The organism is Erythrobacter sp. JB1-15 (genome assembly GCF_057365035.1).
The window spans coordinates 1,970,565-1,993,514 of sequence record NZ_CP200295.1; the positions used below are offsets into that span (position 1 = coordinate 1,970,565).

The following is a 22,950-nucleotide window of genomic DNA, read 5'->3' on the forward strand; positions in this document are numbered from 1 at the left end:
GAGGGTCGCATCTCTCTCGTGAAAGGGGCTCGTCAGCGATGGCGGGCCCTTTTCTTTTGTGTCGCAAGTAAGCTCGAAATGGTCTTAAGCGGCTAAAGGCGACGGGCAGTGTCGTGCCAGAAAGTCAGCGTGCATGGGCATGTCGCTAACAGCGCTTTGCATAGCTTCGGCTATCATGCGCATCCGCTGCGCAACGGGTACATCGGCACGCATTTGCGTGATCGCTGGGGCTTTTTGCGGGGTGATACCTTGACCAAGATAAACCGCGATCCAGCTTGGATTGGCAAATAGCTCCCGTTCATCTGCAACAATCATTCCATGGTTACGGAAATGGTCAATCTTGTATTGCAGGCTGTCTGGTATCGCCATCGCTGAGCAATAGCGCCAAAGCTCTGCGTCATCACGCTCGGTCGCGGTGTAATGCAAGATGAGAAAGTCGCGGATACGTTCATATTCGCGAGCCGTCTGCGCGTTGTATTCGCGCGCAAGTAAGGGCGACATCTCTGTATCGGGCAGCAGCGCTAGCAATCGCAATATGCCATATTGGATCAGGTGAAGGCTTGTCGATTCCAGCGGTTCCATAAATCCAGCCGACAGCCCGATAGCAACGCAGTTCTTGTCCCAAAATTTGCGGCGGCGGCCAGTTGTAAATCGCAAGGTTCGCGGGTCCGCCTGCGGTTTTCCGTCAAGCGACTTCAGTAGCGTTTCAGTTGCTTCATCCTCGCTGATAAATTCGCTGCAGTGGACGTATCCGTTGCCCGTGCGGTGTTGCAGAGGAATGCGCCATTGCCAACCAGCCGCCTTAGCGGTTGACCGGGTGTATGGCGCGATATCTGCTTGCTTCTTGCAAGGTACGGCCACTGCACGATCACATGGCAGCCAATGCCGCCAATCTTCATAGCCTGCATGCAAAGCGCCTTCGATCAAAAGCCCGCGAAACCCGCTGCAATCAATGAACAATTCGCCTGACAAGGTTGAGCCATTGTCCAAAGTGACACTTTCGATGAAGCCATCTTCACCGCGCAAATTCACATCGGTGACACGCCCTTCAATGCGCGACACGCCGCGAGCTTCGGAGAGCTTTCGCAAGAACGCTGCGTATAGGCCAGCATCGAAGTGGTAGGCGTAATCGAACGTAGACTGGATTTTGCGTCGATCGCTTTCAGGATGGGCGAACCGGCCCGCCTTGGCCATGGCCCAACACATTGAGAAGTCGTCAATCGGACCCTCGATGCTGCCGGCAAGGTTCTCTCTCATCCAGTAATGGTAGAATGGCACTTTATCGAATTCAGCGCCGTAGCGGCCGAAGGGGTGGAAATACGAATGTCCCTGGCGCGCCCAATCAACGAATTGAATGCCAAGTTTGAATGAGCCAGCGGTTTCCTTGACGAATGTTGTTTCATCAATACCGATGCGCTGATTGAATGTTCGGATTGGCGGGATCGTTGCCTCGCCGACGCCCACTGTGCCGATGGCTTCGGATTCTACGAGGGTTATTGAGCATTCGCGGCCCAAAGTGTCGGACAAAGCGGCGGCTGTCATCCAGCCTGCGCTGCCGCCGCCCACAATTACAATGCGTTTCAGCGGAGCGGACTTCTCTACCATATCAGCCACCGCAGCTTTCGCGGATAAGCAGGCTGGTTTCCATCCGCTCTGAAATGGCTTTGCCGCCGTGAGTGTCGATCAGTTTTGATACAAGCATCCGGCCAGCCAGATTTGCGTCTTGGTCGATAGTCGTCAGGCGAGGAGTGACCAGTCGCGATGCGGGGATGTTGTCATATCCAACAACCGATACGTCCTGCGGAACAGAGCGACCCGATTTTATTAGTGCGTGAATGGCGCCAATGGCAATCAAATCACTGGCAGCAAAGATCGCGTCAAACCCCGTTCCACTTTCAATCGCCGAGCGGGTTGTGGCTTCGCCTGATTGCACATCGAAATGCGCAGGCAGCGCCAGACTGTCATCCTGAGCAATACCAGCCTCTTCCAGGGCTATTTTGTAGCCGCGATAACGTTGTTCCGCCTCGGGCGCTTCAGTATCCCCTAAAAATAGCACGCGTTTGCGCCCAAGCCTAAGCAGATGGGATGTGGCTCGGCGTCCACCCGCGACATTGTCAGAGCCGACGCTGCAATAGGCCGAGTCATTGAAATCCGCCCCCCAAACGACGAAATTGTCTTCCCCATCGGCAAGGCTGTTAAACGCATCATGTAAGGAGCTTTGCCCAATGAATATCATGCCGGTGGCGCGGCTTGTCGTCATCGCGAACCGCAAATCTTCAGCCGAGCGCGGAAAGACATGACTGATGACAAGATCGACTTTACGGTCCCGCGCAGCTTCGGCAATGCCTGCCAACAGCTCGAGGAAGAAAGGATCGGCGACGCGAGTTTCTCGTGCTTGAGGGGCAGGCACAATTACCGCAATTGTGGCCTCTGCACCTACTGGCCCGTTAGGCATATGGCTGCGAAAATCGTAGTCATGCGCTCGGGCAATGCGCCAGATTTCCTGCTTAGTACGGCGTTTCACAGCAGGGCTGTCATTGAGGGCTCTTGATACGGTGGATATCGATACGCCCGCCTGCCGCGCGATATCTTCCAGCCGTGCGTTTTTCTTCGACCTCAATCCCGCAGCATCCATGCTTTATCTTTCCCCCAATGCCGCCCAGAACCCGGTGCGCGGCGCGAGAATGGATTGCACGTTTTGTGCGGTTTGCGCCAGTCTCTCATTTGCGATTACTTTGGCTGCTTGAAAGGCAGGCGGCACATCCCACTCAATGCTCTGGGTGCCTAAATTGAAAGCGCATAGCACCTCGCTTGTATGGCTGCGGCGAATGAAAGCGACGATGTCTGCCGGTGTATCCAGCAACTCGCTGTCACCCGCGATCAATGCATCAAGCGTTCGCCGCAACGCCAGCAATTGCCGCGTATAATTCACCATAGAGCTCGGTTCGCCTGATTGCAGATCAATCGCAAGTGAGGTGTGTGCAGGATCCACTTTCAACCAGGTCTGGTTGGCATTGGAAAAGCCTGCCTGTGGTGCTTGGGATTTCCAAGGTATCGGCGTGCGCGCCCCGTCACGGCCCAATGTGTGAGGCCAATTGAGAATCGCTTCAGGATCTTGCAGATCGGCAAACGCGACATGGCCCTGTGGCAGACCCAATTCCTCACCTTGATAGATGATTGGATTTCCGCGCAGCGATAACAGCAGCAGCATTGAAAGCCGCGCGGTTTGTTCAATCCCAGTCTCTCCAGCGCCCTCATCGCTGGCCCAGCGCGTGGTTGCGCGCGGTGCATCGTGATTGGAAAACGCCCATGATGGCCACCCTTCACCCGGCGAACCGTTCCAGTTTGAAAGCGAATGTTTGACTTTCTGGGCGGTAAGGTTCGGCGCATAGAGAAAATCGAAATTGTAGGCTGAATCCAGCCGTTTGCCATTTGCCGTGAACGCTTTCATTTCCGCCAAGGGATTGGGGCCGCCAACTTCTGCAACGGTGAACCGGTCTGGATATTCATTGATCGTCGCGCGGATGCGTTCAAGAAACGCCGGTATATCTTCATGCGATTGATTGAACCGTTTGATCTGCATATCGAACGGACGTGTAACCTCATTCATTGGCGCGCCTGAAGGTGGATTGTCGCGCAATTGCGGATCGTGCATCGAAAAATTGAGAGCATCCAAACGAAACCCATCGACGCCCCGATCAAGCCAGAACCGCGCGACATTCAGCAGCGCTTCTTGAACTTCGGGATTATGGACATTCAAATCAGGTTGGCTGGCCAGAAAGTTATGAAGGTAGTATTGCCTGCGCGGCCCATCCCATTGCCAAGACGATCCGCCAAACACCGATTGCCAGTTGGACGGAGGGGAGCCATCCGGTTTTGGATCGGCCCAGACATACCAATCGGCCTTGGCATTGGTTTGATCGCGCCGGCTCTCCTGAAACCATGCATGCTGATCGGAAGTGTGCGAATAGACTTGGTCGATGATCACTTTCAGGCCGAGATCGTGCGAGCGTTTGATGATCGCATCAAAATCATCGAATGACCCGAAAGTCGGATCAATCCCGCAATAGTCGGAAACATCGTACCCGAAATCTTCCATGGGCGATGTAAAAAACGGCGAAATCCAAATGCCGTCAACGCCAAGTGATGCAATGTAATCAAGGCCTTCTGCCACGCCTCTTAGATCACCTATGCCATCAGCATTGGTGTCCTTGAAGCTGCGCGGATAGATCTGATAGATCACCGCACCGCGCCACCATTCCTGAACCATCGTGAGCGGCTGGGACTTTGCTTTTTCAAGCGGTTTGGTCATTTCTTGTTCCCGTGTAATCGCGCGATGCACCAGCCAAAGGCGGGCAGTTCCATTGCTACGCTACCTGGCGCGGCAACGGCGCCTGGGCATTGGCCGTTTAATGCTTCCAATGAGCGCGCTGCGTAACCCACTCTCGATGTAACACTGATTGGCGCAGACGAAGTGTTGAAAGCCAATAGGTATTCTTCATCCGTCTCAGGATCGAAGCGAGAAAAACTGACGAGACCAGGCGCTTCTTCATCATAGGTGCGCGCGGTTTGTTTGCCCCGGCGCAATGCGGGATGCCGCGCCCTAAGTTTAGCAAGCTCGGCAATCAGCCCATAGAGTGGATGGGCGGTGTCGAAGTTCTCTTCGCGAGTGGTTGCTTCTGTTCCGATCAGAATATTGTCATTGTAACTGTCGGTAAGGCTTGCAAACACATCTTCGCGCGCTGCTTGATCGTTGCCATCCCCGACGAAGCCTTGCTCATCGCCATAGTAAATGACGGGGTTGCCGCGCAGGGTCATCAACATAGCATGACCAAGCTTGACCCGGCTCAAAAGTTCTTCGTTTGAAATGTCTGGATTGTCATCTCTTACCAGAGTCGAAAAGCGGCCCATGTCGTGATTGCCAAGGAAAGTCGGCATCGTTCTGGCCGCGTCGGGCCCGCCTTCGTAATTCACATCGCCATCGAACATATCAACCAGGACAGAAGGCGGGGTTCCTTTGCCTACGGCTTCGTGAACTGCCGATTGAAACGCGAAGTCCAACACCGCGGGAAACCCATCGCGGCGCGTAAACTGTGCCAAGACACCGCTGTCCGGGCTGGAGGAATACACTTCTCCGAATATCAGGAAGTTGGGAACGCCCTTCGCTTTCGCCGTTTCCAGCATAGCCGGCACAAAGCTTTGCCAAAACTCAGGGTTTACGTGTTTTGCAGTATCGATGCGGTAGCCATCAATGCCGAACCGAGTGATCCAACTGGCATAGATTTCGATCATGCCCGAGAGAACGCGTGGATGCTCGGTGTAAAGGTCATCAAGCCCGGCAAAATCTCCATAGCGGCTGCTTTCGCCGGAAAAGGTTGTGCTGCCGCGATTATGGTAGAAGATTGGATCGTTTAACCATTCGGGCTTTTTGGAGTTGCGCTCTCCTGCAGGCACAACAGGAGTGTAGGCATAATCTGGGGATCTCAGACGCGCAAAATTCTCCTGGGTTTGCAATTCGTCGCCCATGAAACCGTCATTGATCGGCTCTCCAGTCAGCCCGCCGCGACGCGAATAGGGGAAATCTGAAAGGCTGCGATAGGAATAGCTGGAGGCATCGCCATCGGCATACTGGATTACATCTGCCGTGTGATTGGTGATGATGTCCATATAGACTTTCATCCCGCGCGCATGGGCTGCATCGACGAAAGCCTTGAATTCTTCGTTGGTGCCAAAGTGTGGATCAATGCTGGTGAAATCTGTCACCCAATAGCCGTGATACCCTGCGCTTTCATTTCCTTTTGGGCCTTGCACCGGCTTGTTTTTGAAGATGGGTGCGAACCAAATGGCGGTAATCCCCATGCCTTGCAAATAATCAAGCCGCTCCGTCAGCCCAGCCAAATCGCCGCCGTGATAAAATCCTTTATGTTTAGGATCAAAGCCGTGATCGAGTGCTGTGCCTTCTATCCCGCCGCGGTCATTGGAGGGATCGCCATTCGCAAAGCGATCGGGCAGAACAAAGTAGACCACCTCATCTTCGGGAAGCCTATCGCGATAAGCTGACCTTTCTTCAGGTGTTGGTTCTGCAGGTGCATCGTTCATTGCGGATGCGCTGCCAACAAAGCCTGCCAGGGCAAGCACGCCTGCCATCCATAGTCGCGTCATAGTCACGTCCTCCCGTGACCTGATTGCCACTTTTGCATCGACTTTGCAATTCTTTGTGAAAAATCATCAGCACTGAAATTGGTGCAAATTTTTCACATAAAATCATAGATCTAATGACAGAAAGATCAGAAAAACTGTTCGCATATAGCGCCGATCCACAAAGGTTCTTGCAAAAATTTGCATAAGCGGCACACTGGGGCGGCTGAAATTGAGTGCAGATAATTGGCGTTCATTGCCAGCGAAACATGCGCAAGAAGCGTGCCTGCCATTCTGATATCAGAATGGCAGAAACTGCGAGAGGGATAAGTGGATATGGCACAGGCGCAAGCGCTTGGATCGGGCACGGGCACCAGCACGGGGCGAAAACCAGCGATGAGCGCGGGCCAGATCTGGAATATGAGCTTTGGTTTTCTTGGCATCCAGATCGGCTTTGACCTTCAAAACGGCAATGTAAGTCGCATATTCCAGACGCTTGGCGCCGAGGTGAATGAGCTTGCGATCTTATGGATCGCAGCGCCGATGACGGGCCTGATAATTCAACCGATTATCGGCCATCTATCCGACAACACATGGGGCAGGCTGGGGCGTAGACGCCCCTATTTCCTTATTGGTGCGATATTTGCGACTTTGGCATTGTTCATTATGCCGAATTCACCAACCTTATGGGTTGCCGCAGGCATGTTGTGGATCATGGACGCCTCGCTCAATATCACGATGGAACCGTTTCGCGCCTTCGTTGGTGACAATTTGCCGGATCGCCAGCGAACGCGAGGCTATGCAATGCAGAGCTTTTTCATCGGTGTTGGTGCCGTTATCGCTGGCGCGCTGCCATGGATGATGACCAATTGGATGGGGTTGTCTAATGTGGCGGGCGAAGGTGAGATACCCCAAACCGTTCAATATGCCTTTTATATTGGAGGCTTGGCTCTCTTCATCGCGGTGTGCTGGACGGTTTTTCGGACTAAAGAATACAGCCCTGATGAGATCGCTGGGTTTGAAGCGGCTCGGCACGAAGCTTTGGGCGTTGAGCCTATGGAAGCTGCAAATGTGCAGCGCAGCGCTGCGCAATTTCAGCGCGGTGGTCTGGTCTGGATTGCAATCGGCGCAGCGTTTGCTGCCTTCGTGATGTATGCTCGCGGTGAACCCCGGCCTGCGTGGCTGGGCGAGGTTGAAGTCGCGCAAGAACTTTATGTCCTCGCTGGTTTGGTTGCTGCGTTTGGGGCCATTCAGATCATTGCATCACTGCTGCGCAGCGGCGGCAAAGATGACAATGGCTTTATGGAAGTCGTCAATGATCTGTTCTCCATGCCCAAGACCATGCGCCAGCTTGCTGTCGTCCAGTTTTTCAGCTGGTTTGCCATGTTCTCGATGTGGATTTACGGCACGCCCGCAGTTGCAGAATTTCACTTTGCGTCCCCTGACCCTGTGACACAGGGGTATCAGGACGCAGCCGATTGGTGGAGCCTGCTTGGATCGGTTCGCAACGGCGTTGCAGCGGCGGCGGCTTTGGCTTTTATCGTGATCGCAGCAAAGATGGACAGGCGCCGTCTCCACGCCCTTAATCTGGCGATTGGAGCGGCGGGTTTCGCAGCGATGCTGTTAATCCGCGACCCGGCATTGCTATGGATACCGATGGTTGCCGTAGGGTTCGCCTGGGCTTCGATCGTTTCGCTGCCTTATGCCATTTTGGCAGGGTCTGTCCCTGCGCGGAAAATGGGCATCTATATGGGTATCTTCAACATTTTCATCGTTGTTCCGCAATTGATCGCGGCGACGTTGCTGGGCTTTTTGCTCACCACATTTTTCGATGGTGCCCCGATTTACGCGATGGTCATTTCGGCCATATCCTTTGCCCTGGCTGCAATCGCGACCCTGTTTGTAACCGATGGGACCACTGCCATTCTAGAGCGACAGGCCAAATTGTCGGGGGCATCCTGATGCGCAAGACAGCATTGATGGCATTAGCGGCGGTTGGTCTTGCGGGATGCGAACCAGCGTCTGCGCCAGCTTCGTTTGAGCCCCAGCCATATGTGCAGACCGCGACACCAGAATGGGCCGCCGACGCTGTAATTTATCAGATGAATACTCGCCAATTCACGCAGGAAGGCACCTTTGCCGCTGCGCAAAGTCATTTGCCAAGGCTTGCCGATATGGGGGTCGATATCATCTGGTTGATGCCGATCCACCCGATCGGCGAGGAAAAGCGTAAAGGGACAATGGGGAGCCCGTATGCGGTCCAGGATTATCGCAAGGTCAATCCCGATCTGGGCACGGAAGAAGAGTTTCGCGCCTTCGTTGACGCAGCCCATGAAGCGGGCCTGAAAGTCATCCTTGATTGGGTCGCCAATCATTCAGCATGGGACAATCCGCTGATTGCCGAGCATCCTGAATGGTACACCCGTAATCTGGAAGGGGACATAATCCCGCCTGAAGGCACTGATTGGTCGGACGTTGCCGACTTTGACTACTCGAATTCGGGTCTGCGCGACTATATGACTGGCAGCCTGGTCTATTGGGTGCGCGAATTCGATGTGGATGGCTACCGCGCCGATGTTGCAGGCTTTGTGCCGCTTGATTTTTGGGACACCGCGCGCGCGCAGCTTGATACGATCAAACCTGTTTTTATGCTGGCCGAATGGGAAACCCGCGATCTTCACGCTCGCGCATTTGACGCGACCTATGCGTGGGGGTGGAAAGAGGCAATGCAGGAACTTGTTACGGATGGCAGCGGCGCCGGAAAAATGCGCGGATACTATCTTGCGCAAAAAACCACTTGGCCGCACGCAGCGATGCGCATGGTTTACACCGATAATCACGACCAGAATTCGTGGGATGGAGTAGCCTCAGAAATCTATGGTCCAGCCTATGAAGCGGCGATTGCCTTGAGTTTTGCTGGGCCCGGTATTCCGCTAATCTATAATGGTCAGGAAGCGGACCTCGATCGGCAGTTGGAGTTTTTCGAGAAGGATGAGATCGATTGGAATGAAGGTCGTTTTGATCCTCTATTCCGCTCTCTCATTGCGCTCAAAACAAGCGAGCGGGCATTGCACAATGGAGCCCATGGCGCCCCATTTGTTGACGTACCAAACAGCGCAAAACAGGACGTGTTGAGCTTTATCCGAGGGGAAGGCGATGACCGCGTCTTTGCGGTCTTTAACCTGTCACCGCGCTCACAAAACGTAACTTTTGATTTAGAGCGTCACTACGGCACAATGAGTGATGCGATTGGCGGCGAGACCGTGAGATTTGAAGCAGAAACCATGCTGGATCTTGGCCCCTGGGGTTACCGTCTCTTTACGGCTGAGTGATCTCAACCAGATCACCAGCAGACACATTGGGCTGGATGGTTTCCGAGCCATCGGGCCAGATCACGCGCAGGCCGGCACTGGTGTTGCTGCCCATTCCAAAAATTTGATCGGTGGAATTGTGCGAGGTAAAATTGCTGTTGATGGCGACCATCCGCGTTTGAGTCGTGTCGGCGATGGTAAGCTCGATGATTGCACCAATCGCAAAAGTGTTCGGCCCGCGCCCGCGCAGGCGCACTTTGACACTGTTCGCACCGGTCAATTGGTTTTCCCAATAATAGACCGCACCACTTGGCTCAGCGGTCAACAACAGCGCATCCACATCGCCATCATTGTCAAAATCATCGCAAATCACGCCGCGGCCCTGATCGGTCTCAGCAATGGCGGACGCCTCGGCGGCGTCTGCAAAAGTTCTGTTGCCGCCGTTCATCCAAAGACGGGTCTTATCGTTCACATAGTTTGAAGCGCTGGGGTCTTTCCCAGCTTCCCAGCCGTTCGTCTGATAAAGGTCTAGCCATCCATCCGCGTTAAAGTCTGCAAAACACGATCCCCACCCCCAGCCGCCTGGCTCAATTCCCGATGCTGCATTGCGAACGAAATCGCCCGAGCCATTGTTTTCGAACAATCGGTTGCCGTTGATTGAGGAAACAAACCAGTCGAAATCACCATCATTGTCGAAATCGCCAATCGCGGCTCCCATTCCGTTTTCATCGTCCGGGGAAAAAGCGCTTGAGCTGAAAGTTCCGTCGCCATTGTTAAGCAGCACTTTCGATCCGCGAAAATCGGACACCATCAGGATGTCCAGATCTCGGTCACCATCAATGTCGGCAAAGCCAGGCGCGAAGGTGTAATCATAATTTGGGCCCAGCACCCCCTGCGGCAGATCGAATGCCAGTAGACCTGCAACGCCGCTAGTCGCGCTGACTGGGGTGAAAGAGACTGCGCCACCTTGCGCCGTATCATTGCGCCAAAGTGTTTCGGTTTCGCCTGGATTTGCCGGATCGCGCGGTGTCCCCCAATGCGCCATCAAAACGTCCAGATCGCCATCCCCGTCATAGTCACCCAAAGCCATGGAAATGGTTTGTTGAGCGCTCGCCAAATCAAATCCTGATCCAGCAGTCGCATCTGTAAAGCTTCCAGTGCCGTCATTGATGAAAAGCTTCGTTGGCCCGCCTTCCAGCCCGCCAAGCAACAGATCTAGATCGCCGTCTCCATCCAAGTCGCCAAAAGTGGGGCCGCTATGCGCGCCGTTAATGCTGGTCCCCTCCAGCGTGAAAGCCAAACCTGCCGCGCCTGCGCTTTCCACAAAGGTGCCGCCCTGATTTAAGTAGAGCAAGTTGGGGCCAATATCACCTCGCACAACAAACACATCGATGTCGCCATCATTGTCGATATCGCCTGACGCTGCGCCGCCAGCAAATTGGCTAACCATGCCATTGATGCCGCTTGAAAAGCCGAAGCTATGGCCGAACCCGGCGGCGGCTGTACGATTGGAGAAGCTGGTATTGCCTCCTGCAGGTAGGGTTGCACTGGCGGTGCTGGGCGAAGGGGTGGGCGTGCTGCCTCCACCTGCCGCGACCGGCGCAGGTGTGGTCGCACTATCGCCGCCACCGCACCCGGCCAGGCCTGCAATTAGCAAAGCGCATATGGCGACCGCACTGACATTGGTCGCATTGCCCCTGTTACCGATCATGATCCCTCTCCCCGTGCCATTGATAGCACTTCTAACTTACTTTTTGCAGAAAAATGCACACTGGAAAAGCATCAGTTTGCTGGTATCGTGAGTGCGACGCCGGAGAAACTTGCAAAGATTTGCATAAATCTATCGATTGGGAGAATGTGATGCTGGCTCGTGTGACAAAGGCGGCCTGGATTGCCGTATTGGTAATGGCCGCTGCGGTGCCTTTGCGCGCAGAACCTGTTCAGGAAACATCGCCCGACGGCCGAATTGCAGTCGAGATATCTGACCAAGGCGGTCTGGCAACCTACACAGTTTCGTTTGATGGCGAAGTTGTGATGGAACCTGCGCGTCTCGGCCTATTGTTTGCCGATCACCATGGCTTTGAACATGACCTAAAGATCACCAGCCATACGCGGAACCGGGTTGATCAGTCATGGGAGCAACCATGGGGTGAGCGCCGCATCGTGCGCGATCATCACCGAGAAGTGGCGGTAACTTTCGGGTCTCAAAAGGACCTGAGCGGCGCATGATTGTCCGCTTTCGTCTTTTCGATACCGGAATTGGTTTCCGCTATGAGCTGCCTGAGCAAGACGCCTTGCAAGGCGACATTCGTATTTCGGACGAGCTGACCCAGTTCAACATCGGGACGCAAGCAGACAGCTGGTGGACACCTGCGAGGCAGTTTAATCGATACGAATACATCTATCGCAAAGGCAAAGCGGGCATCGTGGATGACGCGCACACGCCAGTGACGTTTCGCCAGCCAGAAGGCGTGCATATCTCAATTCATGAAGCCGCCTTGGTGGATTATTCCGCCATGTCGCTTTTGGCGCTAAGGCCTGGCAGTTTCGAGGCGCGCCTGCGCGAAGGTGCAGACGGGGTGAAAGTGCACACGGCGGCTCCGTTCAAAAGCCCGTGGCGCACAATTCAGATTGCGCCCGATGCCAAGGGGCTTATCAATTCAGACATTATTCTGAACCTTAATGAACCCAATGTGCTGGGCGATGTTTCGTGGGTTGAGCCGGGCAAATATATCGGCATCTGGTGGGCGATGCACATCAACGAGCGCACCTGGGGCAACGATGGCATTCACGGTGCGAACAATGGCGATGTAAAACGCTATATCGACTTTGCAGCTGAGCACGGTTTTTCCGGGGTGCTCGTTGAAGGTTGGAACATTGGCTGGGACGGCGATTGGTTCAACAATGGCGAATTGTTTGATTTCACCCAGAGCTATCCAGATTTTGATTTGCCGATGCTCAGCCGATATGCGGCGGAAAAAGGCGTGCGCATAATCGGTCACCATGAAACCAGCGGAAATGTTGCCAATTACGAGGCGCAGATGGAAGCCGCCTTTGATCTTTACGCCGCCAATGGCGTGCGCGAGGTTAAGACGGGTTATGTCGCGGATGCGGGCGATATTGTGCGCTATGATGACGAAGGCGTGAAGCAATATGAATGGCACGACAGCCAGTTTATGGTCGGTCATCACCTGCGAGCGGTCAAAGCAGCCGCTAAACGCAAGATTTCCATCAATGCGCATGAACCAGTCAAAGACACGGGATTGCGGCGGACCTATCCCAATTGGATGACGCGAGAAGGGGTTCGGGGGATGGAATTCAACGCATGGGGATCACCGCCCAATCCAACCGAGCATATCCCGGTGATCGCGTTCACCCGAATGCTATCAGGCCCGGCAGATTACACACCGGGTATCTTTGACCTGCGCCCCAATGAACGCCCCCCTGTGCGCGAAGATATGCAGCGCGGTGACCCTTCCAATCGCCCACAAACAACATTGGCCAAACAGCTGGCATTGTACGTGGTCTTGTATTCGCCGTTGCAGATGGCGGCTGATCTGCCCGAAAACTACGAAGCGCGCATGGATGCGTTTCAGTTTATCAAAGATGTGGAGGCGGATTGGGACAAAACCGTTGCGATTGCAGGCGAGGTTGGCGAATATGTTGCCATTGCACGCAAAGGCCGCGCTGGTGGTGAATGGTTCTTGGGCGCCGTCACCGATGGCCGGGCGCGTGAAATGTCATTGCCTTTGGATTTTCTTGATGAGGGTAAGAGCTATACAGCGCAAGTCTACCGCGATGGTGATGATGCGCATTGGGACACCAATCCCTATGCGTTGGTGATTGAGGAAATCGCTGTGACCAGTACCCACAGTCTTGATGTCACTCTCGCAGCTTCGGGCGGTGTGGCCGTGCGCTTTATCGAGCGGTAACGGATTTGATCTGAGCGATAACTTCTGCCTCGCACACTACATCAGCGTATTTCGCTTCCATATCAAACAGGTTTGCCTGATGCGGGTCTTCGTGCCGATCTCCAACGGCCTCTCGCACCACCGTTGTGATAAAGCCATGCGACATGCTGTCGACGCAGGATGCGCGGATGCAGCCGCTGGTGGTAAGGCCCGTCAGGATCACATTATCAACGCCCATTGCTGTTAAAGTTGAAGCGAGCGACGTGCCGAAAAAGGCGCTGGGATATTGCTTGGAAATAATAAGTTCGTGAGCGGCCGGCTCCAATCCTTTGGGCCATGCGCCCATCGGGGAGCCCTTGATAAAGTATCGCAAGGGTTTGGCTTTTTCATAGAACCTTCCGCCGTCAACCGCGCTTGGGTGATAGACAACATTGGTTAGGATGACCGGAATACCCGCCTCGTGTGCCACTTCGCGCACCCGCAATGCCGATGCCAGAGTGTCATCAACATCGGCATACAGATCGCATTCGGGATCAAAATATCCCTCAACAAAATCGATGAGAAGCAATGCTGGTTTTTTGCCAAAGCCTGCTTTTTGGCCATAGGCGGCTGCGTAATTGGTATTGAGATCGTTCATGCCCATTGCCTATGCCCGAACACAGTGCAGCTCAAGCGGGGTGATATGCGCGCTGTCCGGCAGTCGGACAGTTAAGTGCTGGCTTGCCAGTCGGACCCGCGCCGCGCATAGCGCCAGCGGTGAGTGAGAAACGACGATATGCGATAATCGGCTGCGGCATGATGGGCCGCGAGCATATGGCCAATCTTGCGCTGATCGATGGCGCTCAGCTGGTCGCGATCGCTGATCCCGATGCAGGATCGCGCAAAGCTGCTGAAGCTCTAGCGGGCAAGCTTGGGCAAGATGTTGCGGTGTTTGCAGACAACGCCCGAATGCTTGCTGATACTACCCCCGATGCTGTTATTATCGCCGCACCCAATTACGCCCATTTTGGCCTTGTGCAGCCGGTGATGGAAATGGGCGCAGGTATTCTGCTTGAAAAGCCAATGTGTACAGATGTCGCGGATGCACTCACTTTGGCCGCAGCCGCTCGTGATTACGCCAACCTGTTCTGGGTGGGGCTGGAATATCGGTATATGCCGCCTGTCACCCGATTTATCGAGCGCGTGCATGCCGGCGAGGCGGGTGATGTCAAAATGCTCGCCATTCGCGAACACCGCTTTCCGTTCCTAGAAAAGGTGGGCGACTGGAACCGCTTCAATCGGAACACCGGGGGCACTCTGGTGGAAAAATGCTGCCATTTTTTCGACCTTATGCGCCATATCCTGCGCGATGAACCTTGCCGCGTTTTTGCAAGCGGCAGGCAGGATGTGAACCACCTCGATGAACGCTATCTTGGCGAGACACCCGACATCATCGACAATGCCTTTGTTACCGTTGATTTCCTCAGCGGCGCGCGCGCAATGCTTGATTTGTGCATGTTCGCAGAAGGGGCAGAGCAGCAGGAAGAGATCAGCGCGGTCGGCAACAGGGGCAAGCTTGAGGTTAAGTTGCCAGCAAGCGAGATCATCTGGGCACAGCGAGCGGGGCAAGTCGATGGTAACGGCCAGCGCATCCCCGGGCGACCGGGCTTTGAGGTAGAGCCCGTCTCGACGCCCAAAGACGCTCTTGCCGCCGGATCGCATCACGGCGCAACCTTTTTCCAGCAGCGCGATTTTCATGACGCGCTTGTGAGCGGAACAGCGCCGCTTATCACTGCGCAAGACGGCTATCGCTCGGTTGTGATGGGTGCAGCTGCGCAGCAAAGCATCGCCACGGGCGAGCCTGTAACCATAGATTTTAAAGATGAGGATTGATCGACGTGCCTGAAACCATCCCCCGCATTGGCTTTGGCCTGTGGAAGATCCCGCGCGAGGATACCGCTGATGCCGTTTTTGAAGCGGTTCGTGCAGGCTATCGCCATTTCGACAGCGCTGCCGATTACGGAAATGAGGCTGAAACCGGCGAAGGTTTGACGCGGGCCATCGCCGAAGGTCTGGTTGCGCGTGAGGAGCTGTGGATCACCTCAAAACTGTGGAACACCTTTCACGCGCCAGAGCATGTTGAAGAAGCATGCCGAAAATCAATGGCCGATTTGCAGCTTGATTACCTCGATCTTTATCTGATCCACTTTCCCATCGCGCTTGAATATGTGCCAATTGAAACGCGCTATCCGCCCGAATGGCTGTTTGACCCGGATGCGCCCAAGCCGCAGATGAAGCCGGCGCGCGTGCCGCTCCATCAGACGTGGATGGCGATGGAAGCATTGGTCGACAAGGCCGCCGCGCACCGCATTGGCGTGTGCAATTACAATTCGGCTTTGCTGCATGATCTGATGACCTACGCCGAGGTTAAACCGGCAATGCTCCAGATCGAAGCACATCCCTTTTTGACACAGGAGCGGCTGATCCGGCTCGCGGGTAATTACGGCATGGATGTGACAGCGTTTTCGCCTCTGGGTGCGCAAAGCTATTTTGAGCTCAATATGGCCGAGGCTGGAGAAAGTTTGCTGGGTGCGGCACCCGTCATGGTCGCAGCACAGGCGCATGGCAAAACCCCTGCGCAGGTTCTGCTGCGCTGGGGCGTGCAACGCGGCACGGCGGTCATCCCGAAAACCACCAAGCCTGAGCGGATGCGCGAAAATCTTGATATCGATTATTTTGAGCTGTCAGCGGTGGAAATGGCGGCGATCTCGTCGCTCAATCAGAACCGCCGGTTTAACGATCCGGGCACCTTTGCAGAGGAAGCGTTCGGCGCGTTTCACCCAATCTATGACTGATTTCCCGCATGTGATCGCAGGTGGAGGTTCGCTGGTGGAATACTTTGCCGATGGCCAGGCCGGCGTGGAAGCGCGTTTGGCTGAGCATGGCGCAGTGCTGCTGCGCGGCTTTTGCGTGCCCGATGCACACGCCTTTGACGCAGCGGTCAAGGCGTATGGTAAGTCCGGCTTTACTTACGAGGATTCGCTCAGCAATGCGGTGCGCACCAATATCACTGCGCGTGTTTTCACCGCTAATGAAGCGCCGCCTCATACCGAGATTTTCCTCCATCACGAAATGGCGCAAACGCCGATCTATCCATCGGCGCTGTTCTTTTATTGTGAAATCGCACCAGACGAGGGCGGTGCTACGCCCTTGTGCCGGTCTGACAGGGTTTGGGAGCGCTTGGTGATTGAAGCGCCAGCTTTTGCCGCGCGGCTTGAGGCAGAAGGCGTGCGCTACACCAATGTCATGCCGGGTGATAATGATGCGGGTTCAGGGCAAGGGCGATCCTGGAAAAGCACTTTGAAAAGTGCAACTCGCGAAGCGGCTGAGGCGCGGTTGGCACAGCTTGGCTATTCTTGGGAATGGCGAAAAGATGGATCCTTGCGCGCAACCACGCCCGTTCTGCCGGCGGTCCGCGGGATTGGTGATGGCAGGCGCAGCTTCTTTAATCAGCTTATCGCTGCGTTTCGAGGGTGGTCAGACAGCCGCAATGATCCGGGCAAAGCGATCACTTTTGGCAGCGGCGAACCGATCACGGCAGAGGAGATGGCCCCCGCCATCGCAATCGCCGATGAGCTGACCTATGATCTGCGATGGCAGGCGGGCGATGTCGCTCTGGTCGATAATTTCACCGTGATGCATGGGCGGCGCCCTTTCAAAGGTAAGCGCCGCGTTTTGGCTAGCCTGATCAGCTGAGGGCTGGTCTGCGCGCTACCATCACCCACGCTGCGATATTGGCAATACCCAGAGCGCTCATCAAAACGAAGAATGCCGTGCTGAAACCTTGCGCATTGGCCGCGCCCAATGGCGAAAACAGCAGATACAGCGCCGCCACACCCGACAGCAGTGTGAACGCCGCTGGCTGGGCGTAGGCCCAAGGCGTCATATCCACCTCGTGCCGCGCGGCTGGCCGATAAGGTTCCGCTCGCGGTGCCCAATATCCGCAGGCCAGCATGATCCCCACCTCAATCACAAACAGGATTGCATATTGGTGGATGAAATGCAGCGTCACAACATCGTCAAACACGAAGCGGAGCAATCCATAAACGGTCACGTGGAAGACAATCACAAGCTTGGCTCCCAATGCCGGAACGCGCGCGGTGAACAGGCCCATGATGACGATCACGACCGTGGGGATGTTATAGAACCCGGTGAACACCCGCACGATCTGCCACAGCCCTTCCTGCGCAAAGTAGAGCATCGGCGCGGCCACGAATGAGAACAGCGCGATCACCACGCTCGCGATCTTGGCGGTTTTCACCAAATGCGCATCGGTGGGCGCTTTGCAGGATGGCGCGTAGATATCGAGCGTGAACAAGGTTGCCGCGCTGTTGAGCAGCGAGTTGAACGAGCTGAACACCGCGCCCAGCAGAACCGCCAGAAAAACGCCTGCGAGATAAGCAGGCAGCAGATCGGAGACGAGCCGGGGGTAGGCCTCATCAATCGAGGCAAACCCTGCGCCGTAAAGATGAAACGCGATCACACCGGGGATCATCATCATAAACGGCACAAGGATCTTGAAAAACCCCGACGCCAGCACTCCTTTTTGCCCCTCAGCAAAAGAGGCCGCGCCCAATGTCCGCTGGATTACATATTGATTGGTGCACCAGTAGAACAGATTGGCGAAAATCATGCCGGTGAAGATCGTGCCGAACGGCGTCGGGTCGCTGGCTGAACCTATCGCATTAAGCTTTTCGGGGTGATCGGCGGTGAGCCGCGCAAGCCCTTCGCCAAAGCTGCCATCGCCCAGCGCGATCAGGCCCAGAACCGGGATCAGCGATCCGAATATCAAAAGGCCAATCCCGTTGAGCGTGTCCGAAACGGCGACTGCGCGCAGCCCGCCAAACACCGCATAGGCCGCGCCGATCAGGCCGATTGTGATCGATGTGACCAGCAGCGCGGGGAACGCGGATAGGCCCGTCAGCGCCGGCACATCGAAGAACTTCATCACCGCCAGGCTGCCCGAATACAGCACCGATGGAATGGTCACGAGGCCGTATCCCAGCATAAACAGCACCACCGACATGCGCCTGACAGTGGGATCGAACCGTTCGGCCAGAAATTCGGGCAGAGTGGTAAAGGCCCCGGCGAGGTATCGCGGCAGGAAAACGAACGCCATGGCGACGGTTGCGATGGCGGCGGTTACTTCCCACGCCATGCTCGACATATTGTGGCCATAGGCCGAACCGTTAAGGCCGATCAGCTGTTCCGCCGATAGATTGGTGAGCAATAACGACCCGGCGATAAACCCCGCGGTCAGCCCTCTTCCTGCAAGGAAATACCCGTCGCGCGTTTCTGTTGTGCCGCGCGTTTTGAGCCAGCTGACCCAGGCGATCACTGCCATAACGACGGCGCAGCTTGCCAGTGTGAAGAGCAGTGAAGCGTCCATCCTTGTGCCGCGTTAGCGGCAAGGGATGCCCCGCGTCAAAGCGGGCGGTGCATTGGCGATTCGCACAGGCGCTGGTTGGCAAAGTACATACTGCGGGATGGGGGTCTAGGTGGAGGGGTAAGGGGGCTTTGTTCCGGCCCTGCTCTGAATGAGGATACAAGGACCCGAAACGAAGCTAGCAGGGTTTGCGCATGTAGGAAAATGGCGAGGTCTTGGCCGCACGGGCGCCCCGCCGCTCCCATTGTCATCCGCGCGAAGGCTGGGATCCATGGACCGGCAAGCGATTTTGCAAAAGCTGGTTTCCTGTCATTCGCGGGAATGACGAGGAGAGGACGGGGCAATGGCGCTTGGTGCACAGCGCACCCACCCAAATTCCGTTCGTGCTGAGCCCGTCGAAGCGTGCGTTTTTCACTTGAGTTACCGTGTGGGAAGAAAAGTGCGGTCCTTCGACAAGCTCAGGACGAACGGGGGAGGAAAATCGGATTTGGGTGACGTGTCAAATTGCGTGCCTATGCCCTAGACACCGCCCCCCGCTCGCGCTTAAACCACTCGCACCAACCACCAGAAGAGCACCCCACCTTCCATGACAGCCTGGCGTTTTGCGGTCGATCGCGGCGGCACTTTTACCGATGTGGTGGCGCTGACGCCGGGCGGCTCTTTGGTCACCGAAAAGCTGCTCTCCGAACATCCCGGCCAGTATGATGACGCGGCGAGTGAAGGCGTGCGGCGGCTGCTTGCGCGGCACGCAGGGGGCAATGGCGAGGCGCCCATTGCCGAGGTGCGCATTGGAACGACTGTGGCCACCAATGCCGTGCTTGAGCGCAAGGGGGAACGCATCGCGCTCGCCATTACGCGCGGGTTTGCTGATGCCTTGCGGATCGGCACGCAGGCTCGGCCCGAAATCTTTGCGCGCCATATCATTTTGCCAGAGCAATTGCCGGACCGCGTCATCGAAGTGGATGAGCGCGTTGGCGCGGATGGTGAAGTGCTGCGCCCGCTTGATGAGGCCAAGGCGCGTGCCGATTTTGCGCAGCTAAAGGCAGACGGTTTTGACGCTATCGCTATCATCCTGATGCATGGCTGGAAATACCGCGCGCACGAAGCACGCCTTGCGACAATCGCGCGCGAGCTTGGCTTTGCGCAAGTGAGCGTTTCCCACGAGGTTGCGCCGCTGATCAAACTCGTCCCGCGCGGGGATACGGCGGCGGTGGATGCGTATCTCTCGCCCGTTTTGCGCCGCTATACGGACGGTCTGCAAAAGAGCTTACCTGAAACAGGCGCGCTCAAATTTATGCAGTCGAACGGGGGATTGGCCGAAGTCGGCGCGTTTCGGGGTAAGGATGCGATCCTGTCCGGGCCTGCGGGCGGGGTTGTCGGCATGGTCGCGGCATCCGCGCCGCTTGGCCACACAAAGCTGATCGGGTTCGATATGGGCGGGACCAGCACCGATGTCGCGCATTACGCCGGCGAATTGGAGCTGACAGGCGAAAGCGTGGTCGCAGGTGTGCGCGTTGCCTCGCCCATGATGCAGATCCATACCGTGGCGGCGGGCGGCGGTTCTGTGTGCAGCTTTGATGGCGCGCGGTTCCGTGTGGGTCCGCAAAGCGCGGGGGCCAATCCTGGACCTGCGTGTTATCGCAAGGGCGGCCCGCTGACGGTGACCGATTGCAATCTGTTTCTTGGCCGGATTGATCCAGCCTTTTTTCCTCCGGTGTTCGGGCCGGGCGGGGATGAGCCGCTTGACCCCGATGCCTCGCGCGCCCGGCTGGAGGCGATTGCCGCTGCGCTGCCTGATCCCAAACCGCTCGAAGAAATCGCGGCGGGTTTCCTCGATATTGCGACCGACAATATGGCCAATGCGATCCGCAAAATATCGACCGCGCGCGGTTATGATGTGACGCGTTACGCGCTGGCGTGTTTTGGCGGGGCGGGCGGGCAACATGCGTGCAAAGTGGCTGACGCTTTGGGTATGGAGACGGTGCTGGTCCACCCGCTCGCGAGCATCCTGTCAGCCTATGGGATCGGGATTGCGCCTGTAAAAGCGATCCGCGAAGTTAGCCTTATCCGGCCATTGTCGGACGGATTTGGCGAAGAACTGGCACTGCTTGAAAAAGAGGCATCGGCTGCGCTGGCTGCGCAAGGTATTGAGAGCGCTGAGATAAACCTGGAGCCGCGCGCCCGATTGCGGTTCGAAGGAAGCGACAGCGCGTTGATGATCCCATGCGGCGATGCCCGGAAAATGGACAGCGAATTTCGCGAACTTCATCGCCTGCGTTTTGGGTATTCCGATGCTCACAAAACAATCATCATTGAGGCGTTGAGTGTTGAAGCAAGCGGCCTGTCAGGCGGGCTGGGGGAAGCGCTCGCGCAGCCTGAAATGGCGCAAGGGAAGGCTTTGGGCGCGCTCAAAACAATGAAGCGCGCCGCGATGCAGGCAGGGCAAAGGGTGGATGGACCCGCGCTGATTATCGATCCGGGATCGACAATTGTGGTCGAGGAAGGATGGCAAGCGAAGCTGGCGGATGAGGGCAGTCTGATCCTGTCGCGCATTGCAGCGGCGAAACGCGCGGCGGCAGCGGGCACTGAGGCCGACCCCATCAGGCTGGAGATATTCAACAATCTGTTCATGGCCATCGCCGAGGAAATGGGCGTTGTCCTCCAATCCACGGCGACATCGGTGAATATCAAGGAACGGCTCGATTTCTCCTGCGCTCTGTTTGACCAGGCAGGCGCGCTGATTGCCAATGCGCCGCATATTCCGGTGCATTTGGGATCGATGGGCGATTCCATCGCTCAGGTTATCGAGCAGAGGGGCCATAGCGAGAACGGGATGCCGCGCGATGGGCGAGGGTTTAAGCGCGGCGATGCCTATGTTTTGAACGATCCCTATCGCGGCGGCACGCATCTGCCTGATGTTACCGTGATTGTGCCCGTGTTTTACTCAGACGCGGGAGAGGCTCCCGACGCATTCGTCGCCGCGCGCGGGCACCATGCCGATATTGGCGGGATCGCACCCGGCTCCATGCCGCCTGATAGCCGCACCATCGACGATGAAGGGGTGCTGATCGACAATGTGCTGATGGTGGATGAGGGGCGCTTTTGCGAAGGCGAAGTGCGCGCAGTGCTTGGCTCCACCGAAAACCCTGCGCGCAATCCGGACCGCAATCTGTCGGACCTGCGCGCGCAATTGGCCGCCTGCACGCGGGGTGCGGATTTGCTCAACGGCGTGGTGGCCGATCAAGGAGCGGCGGTGGTGGAGGCCTATATGGGCCACGTCCTCGCCAATGCAGAGGAAAGCGTCCGGCGTCTAATTGACGGGCTCAACGAGGGCGAATTTGCTTACACAATGGACAGCGGCGCGTGTGTGAAGGTCGCGATCCGCATAGACCGCGCAGGCCGCAGCGCCGTGTTCGATTTTACCGGCACATCTGATGAGCGGCCCGACAATTTCAACGCGCCGAGGTCGATCACGCGGGCAGCCTCGCTTTATGTCCTTCGCTCTTTAATCGACGATGCGATCCCGATGAATGACGGGTGCCTGCGCCCGGTTAAGCTGGTGGTGCCCGAAGGGTCCATGCTCAACCCCCGGCCCGGAGCGGCCGTGGTCGCGGGCAATGTCGAGACGAGCCAGGTCATCACCGATGCTTTGTTCGCGGCCTGCGGTAAGCTTGCGCCTTCTCAAGGCACGATGAACAATTTCACATTCGGCAATGCGCGCCACCAATACTACGAGACGATCTGCGGCGGGTCGGGCGCAGGGCCGGATCATGATGGCACAGATGCTGTGCAAACGCATATGACCAACAGCCGTCTTACCGATCCTGAGATTTTGGAGACGCGCCTTCCTGTGCGGCTCGATAGCTTTGCGATCCGGCGCGGATCGGGCGGCGAGGGGGCGCATTCGGGCGGCAATGGCGTGGAGCGGCGCGTGACTTTCCTTGAGGCAATGCGCGCGAATATGCTCGCAAACAGGCGGGCTGTGCCCCCGCGCGGTATTATGGGCGGCGGGGACGCGGCACCGGGCAAAAACTGGGTCGAGCGCAAGGATGGATCGCGCGAGGACTTGAGCGCAAGCGCGTCTGCAAACATGCAACCGGGGGATACATTTGTGATCCATACGCCCGGTGGCGGCGGTTTCGGGGGAGGATTTGGTGATGGATGA

The 22,950-nt window shown here is 56.4% G+C and carries 15 protein-coding genes; 8 read left to right on the forward strand and 7 right to left on the reverse strand.

The features are described from left to right. Positions 1-84: 84 nt before the first annotated feature. Genes AC0V6L_RS09500 through AC0V6L_RS09515 form a run of 4 tightly spaced genes read right to left on the reverse strand, consistent with a single transcriptional unit; the run spans position 85 to position 6,162 of the window. Positions 85-1,605: a tryptophan halogenase family protein gene (locus AC0V6L_RS09500; RefSeq protein WP_486154029.1), complete on the reverse strand. Its 1,521-nt coding sequence runs from the start codon at positions 1,603-1,605 to the stop codon at positions 85-87. Between the two features lies 1 nt (position 1,606). Next, positions 1,607-2,635 carry a LacI family DNA-binding transcriptional regulator gene (locus tag AC0V6L_RS09505; protein WP_486154030.1) on the reverse strand — a complete coding sequence of 343 codons (1,029 nt, stop codon included), beginning with the start codon at positions 2,633-2,635 and terminating at the stop codon, positions 1,607-1,609. Positions 2,636-2,638: 3 nt separating this feature from the next. Further along, positions 2,639-4,312 carry an alpha-glucosidase gene (locus AC0V6L_RS09510; RefSeq protein ID WP_486154031.1) on the reverse strand — a complete coding sequence of 558 codons (1,674 nt, stop codon included), beginning with the start codon at positions 4,310-4,312 and terminating at the stop codon, positions 2,639-2,641. Continuing rightward, positions 4,309-6,162, reverse strand: coding sequence for an alpha-amylase family glycosyl hydrolase (locus AC0V6L_RS09515; RefSeq protein ID WP_486154033.1), 1,854 nt, complete (start codon positions 6,160-6,162; stop codon positions 4,309-4,311). The genes AC0V6L_RS09510 and AC0V6L_RS09515 overlap by 4 nt, the downstream gene beginning before the upstream one ends. Before the next feature lie 312 nt (positions 6,163-6,474). On the opposite strand from AC0V6L_RS09515, the gene AC0V6L_RS09520 reads away from it, so the two are divergent. Together AC0V6L_RS09520 and AC0V6L_RS09525 are read left to right on the forward strand one after the other, a co-directional pair. Then, positions 6,475-8,100: an MFS transporter gene (locus AC0V6L_RS09520; protein WP_486154034.1), complete on the forward strand. Its 1,626-nt coding sequence runs from the start codon at positions 6,475-6,477 to the stop codon at positions 8,098-8,100. A gap of 140 nt (positions 8,101-8,240) precedes the next feature. Then, on the forward strand, positions 8,241-9,470 hold the full coding sequence (locus tag AC0V6L_RS09525; RefSeq protein ID WP_486154035.1) for an alpha-amylase family glycosyl hydrolase: 1,230 nt from the start codon (positions 8,241-8,243) through the stop codon (positions 9,468-9,470). On the opposite strand, the gene AC0V6L_RS09530 is transcribed toward AC0V6L_RS09525, so the two are convergent. Next, positions 9,457-11,160 (reverse strand): CRTAC1 family protein, encoded by a 1,704-nt coding sequence (locus AC0V6L_RS09530; RefSeq protein ID WP_486154036.1) that lies wholly within the window; start codon positions 11,158-11,160, stop codon positions 9,457-9,459. The genes AC0V6L_RS09525 and AC0V6L_RS09530 overlap by 14 nt on opposite strands. 119 nt (positions 11,161-11,279) lie before the next feature. Here AC0V6L_RS09530 and AC0V6L_RS09535 point away from each other — a divergent pair, with 119 nt between their 5' ends. Further along, entirely contained in the window at positions 11,280-11,678 is a 399-nt protein-coding gene (locus AC0V6L_RS09535; protein ID WP_486154037.1) for a glycoside hydrolase family 97 N-terminal domain-containing protein, read from the forward strand. Beyond that, complete coding sequence (locus tag AC0V6L_RS09540) at positions 11,675-13,381, forward strand: glycoside hydrolase family 97 protein (protein WP_486154038.1); 1,707 nt, start codon at positions 11,675-11,677, stop codon at positions 13,379-13,381. The genes AC0V6L_RS09535 and AC0V6L_RS09540 overlap by 4 nt, the downstream gene beginning before the upstream one ends. On the opposite strand, the gene AC0V6L_RS09545 is transcribed toward AC0V6L_RS09540, so the two are convergent. Then, complete coding sequence (locus AC0V6L_RS09545; protein ID WP_486154039.1) at positions 13,368-13,997, reverse strand: isochorismatase family protein; 630 nt, start codon at positions 13,995-13,997, stop codon at positions 13,368-13,370. The genes AC0V6L_RS09540 and AC0V6L_RS09545 overlap by 14 nt on opposite strands. A gap of 119 nt (positions 13,998-14,116) precedes the next feature. Between AC0V6L_RS09545 and AC0V6L_RS09550 the strand changes: the two genes are divergently transcribed. The 3 genes from AC0V6L_RS09550 to AC0V6L_RS09560 are packed head-to-tail and all read left to right on the forward strand — an operon-like array spanning position 14,117 to position 17,095. Beyond that, a complete protein-coding gene (locus tag AC0V6L_RS09550; protein ID WP_486154040.1) occupies positions 14,117-15,232 on the forward strand; it encodes a Gfo/Idh/MocA family protein in 1,116 nt (371 codons plus the stop codon). A 5-nt stretch (positions 15,233-15,237) separates the two neighbouring features. Continuing rightward, complete coding sequence (locus AC0V6L_RS09555) at positions 15,238-16,194, forward strand: aldo/keto reductase (RefSeq protein ID WP_486154041.1); 957 nt, start codon at positions 15,238-15,240, stop codon at positions 16,192-16,194. After that, entirely contained in the window at positions 16,187-17,095 is a 909-nt protein-coding gene (locus AC0V6L_RS09560) for a TauD/TfdA family dioxygenase (protein ID WP_486154043.1), read from the forward strand. Before AC0V6L_RS09555 ends, AC0V6L_RS09560 begins: the two co-directional genes overlap by 8 nt. Here AC0V6L_RS09560 and AC0V6L_RS09565 read toward each other — a convergent pair. Then, positions 17,088-18,788, reverse strand: coding sequence for a solute:sodium symporter family transporter (locus tag AC0V6L_RS09565; RefSeq protein WP_486154044.1), 1,701 nt, complete (start codon positions 18,786-18,788; stop codon positions 17,088-17,090). The two genes, AC0V6L_RS09560 and AC0V6L_RS09565, sit on opposite strands and share 8 nt — an antisense overlap. Positions 18,789-19,371: 583 nt before the next feature. Between AC0V6L_RS09565 and AC0V6L_RS09570 the strand changes: the two genes are divergently transcribed. Then, entirely contained in the window at positions 19,372-22,950 is a 3,579-nt protein-coding gene (locus AC0V6L_RS09570; protein WP_486154045.1) for a hydantoinase B/oxoprolinase family protein, read from the forward strand.

Coding starts and splice junctions, on each gene's coding strand:
- AC0V6L_RS09560 (WP_486154043.1), top strand. CDS start 16,187: ATGACTGATTTCCCGCATGTGATCGCAGGTGGAGGTTCGCTGGTGGAA.
- AC0V6L_RS09515 (WP_486154033.1), bottom strand. CDS start 6,162: ATGACGCGACTATGGATGGCAGGCGTGCTTGCCCTGGCAGGCTTTGTT.
- AC0V6L_RS09570 (WP_486154045.1), top strand. CDS start 19,372: ATGACAGCCTGGCGTTTTGCGGTCGATCGCGGCGGCACTTTTACCGAT.
- AC0V6L_RS09545 (WP_486154039.1), bottom strand. CDS start 13,997: ATGAACGATCTCAATACCAATTACGCAGCCGCCTATGGCCAAAAAGCA.
- AC0V6L_RS09500 (WP_486154029.1), bottom strand. CDS start 1,605: ATGGTAGAGAAGTCCGCTCCGCTGAAACGCATTGTAATTGTGGGCGGC.
- AC0V6L_RS09520 (WP_486154034.1), top strand. CDS start 6,475: ATGGCACAGGCGCAAGCGCTTGGATCGGGCACGGGCACCAGCACGGGG.
- AC0V6L_RS09565 (WP_486154044.1), bottom strand. CDS start 18,788: ATGGACGCTTCACTGCTCTTCACACTGGCAAGCTGCGCCGTCGTTATG.
- AC0V6L_RS09540 (WP_486154038.1), top strand. CDS start 11,675: ATGATTGTCCGCTTTCGTCTTTTCGATACCGGAATTGGTTTCCGCTAT.
- AC0V6L_RS09510 (WP_486154031.1), bottom strand. CDS start 4,312: ATGACCAAACCGCTTGAAAAAGCAAAGTCCCAGCCGCTCACGATGGTT.
- AC0V6L_RS09525 (WP_486154035.1), top strand. CDS start 8,241: ATGAATACTCGCCAATTCACGCAGGAAGGCACCTTTGCCGCTGCGCAA.
- AC0V6L_RS09530 (WP_486154036.1), bottom strand. CDS start 11,160: ATGATCGGTAACAGGGGCAATGCGACCAATGTCAGTGCGGTCGCCATA.
- AC0V6L_RS09505 (WP_486154030.1), bottom strand. CDS start 2,635: ATGGATGCTGCGGGATTGAGGTCGAAGAAAAACGCACGGCTGGAAGAT.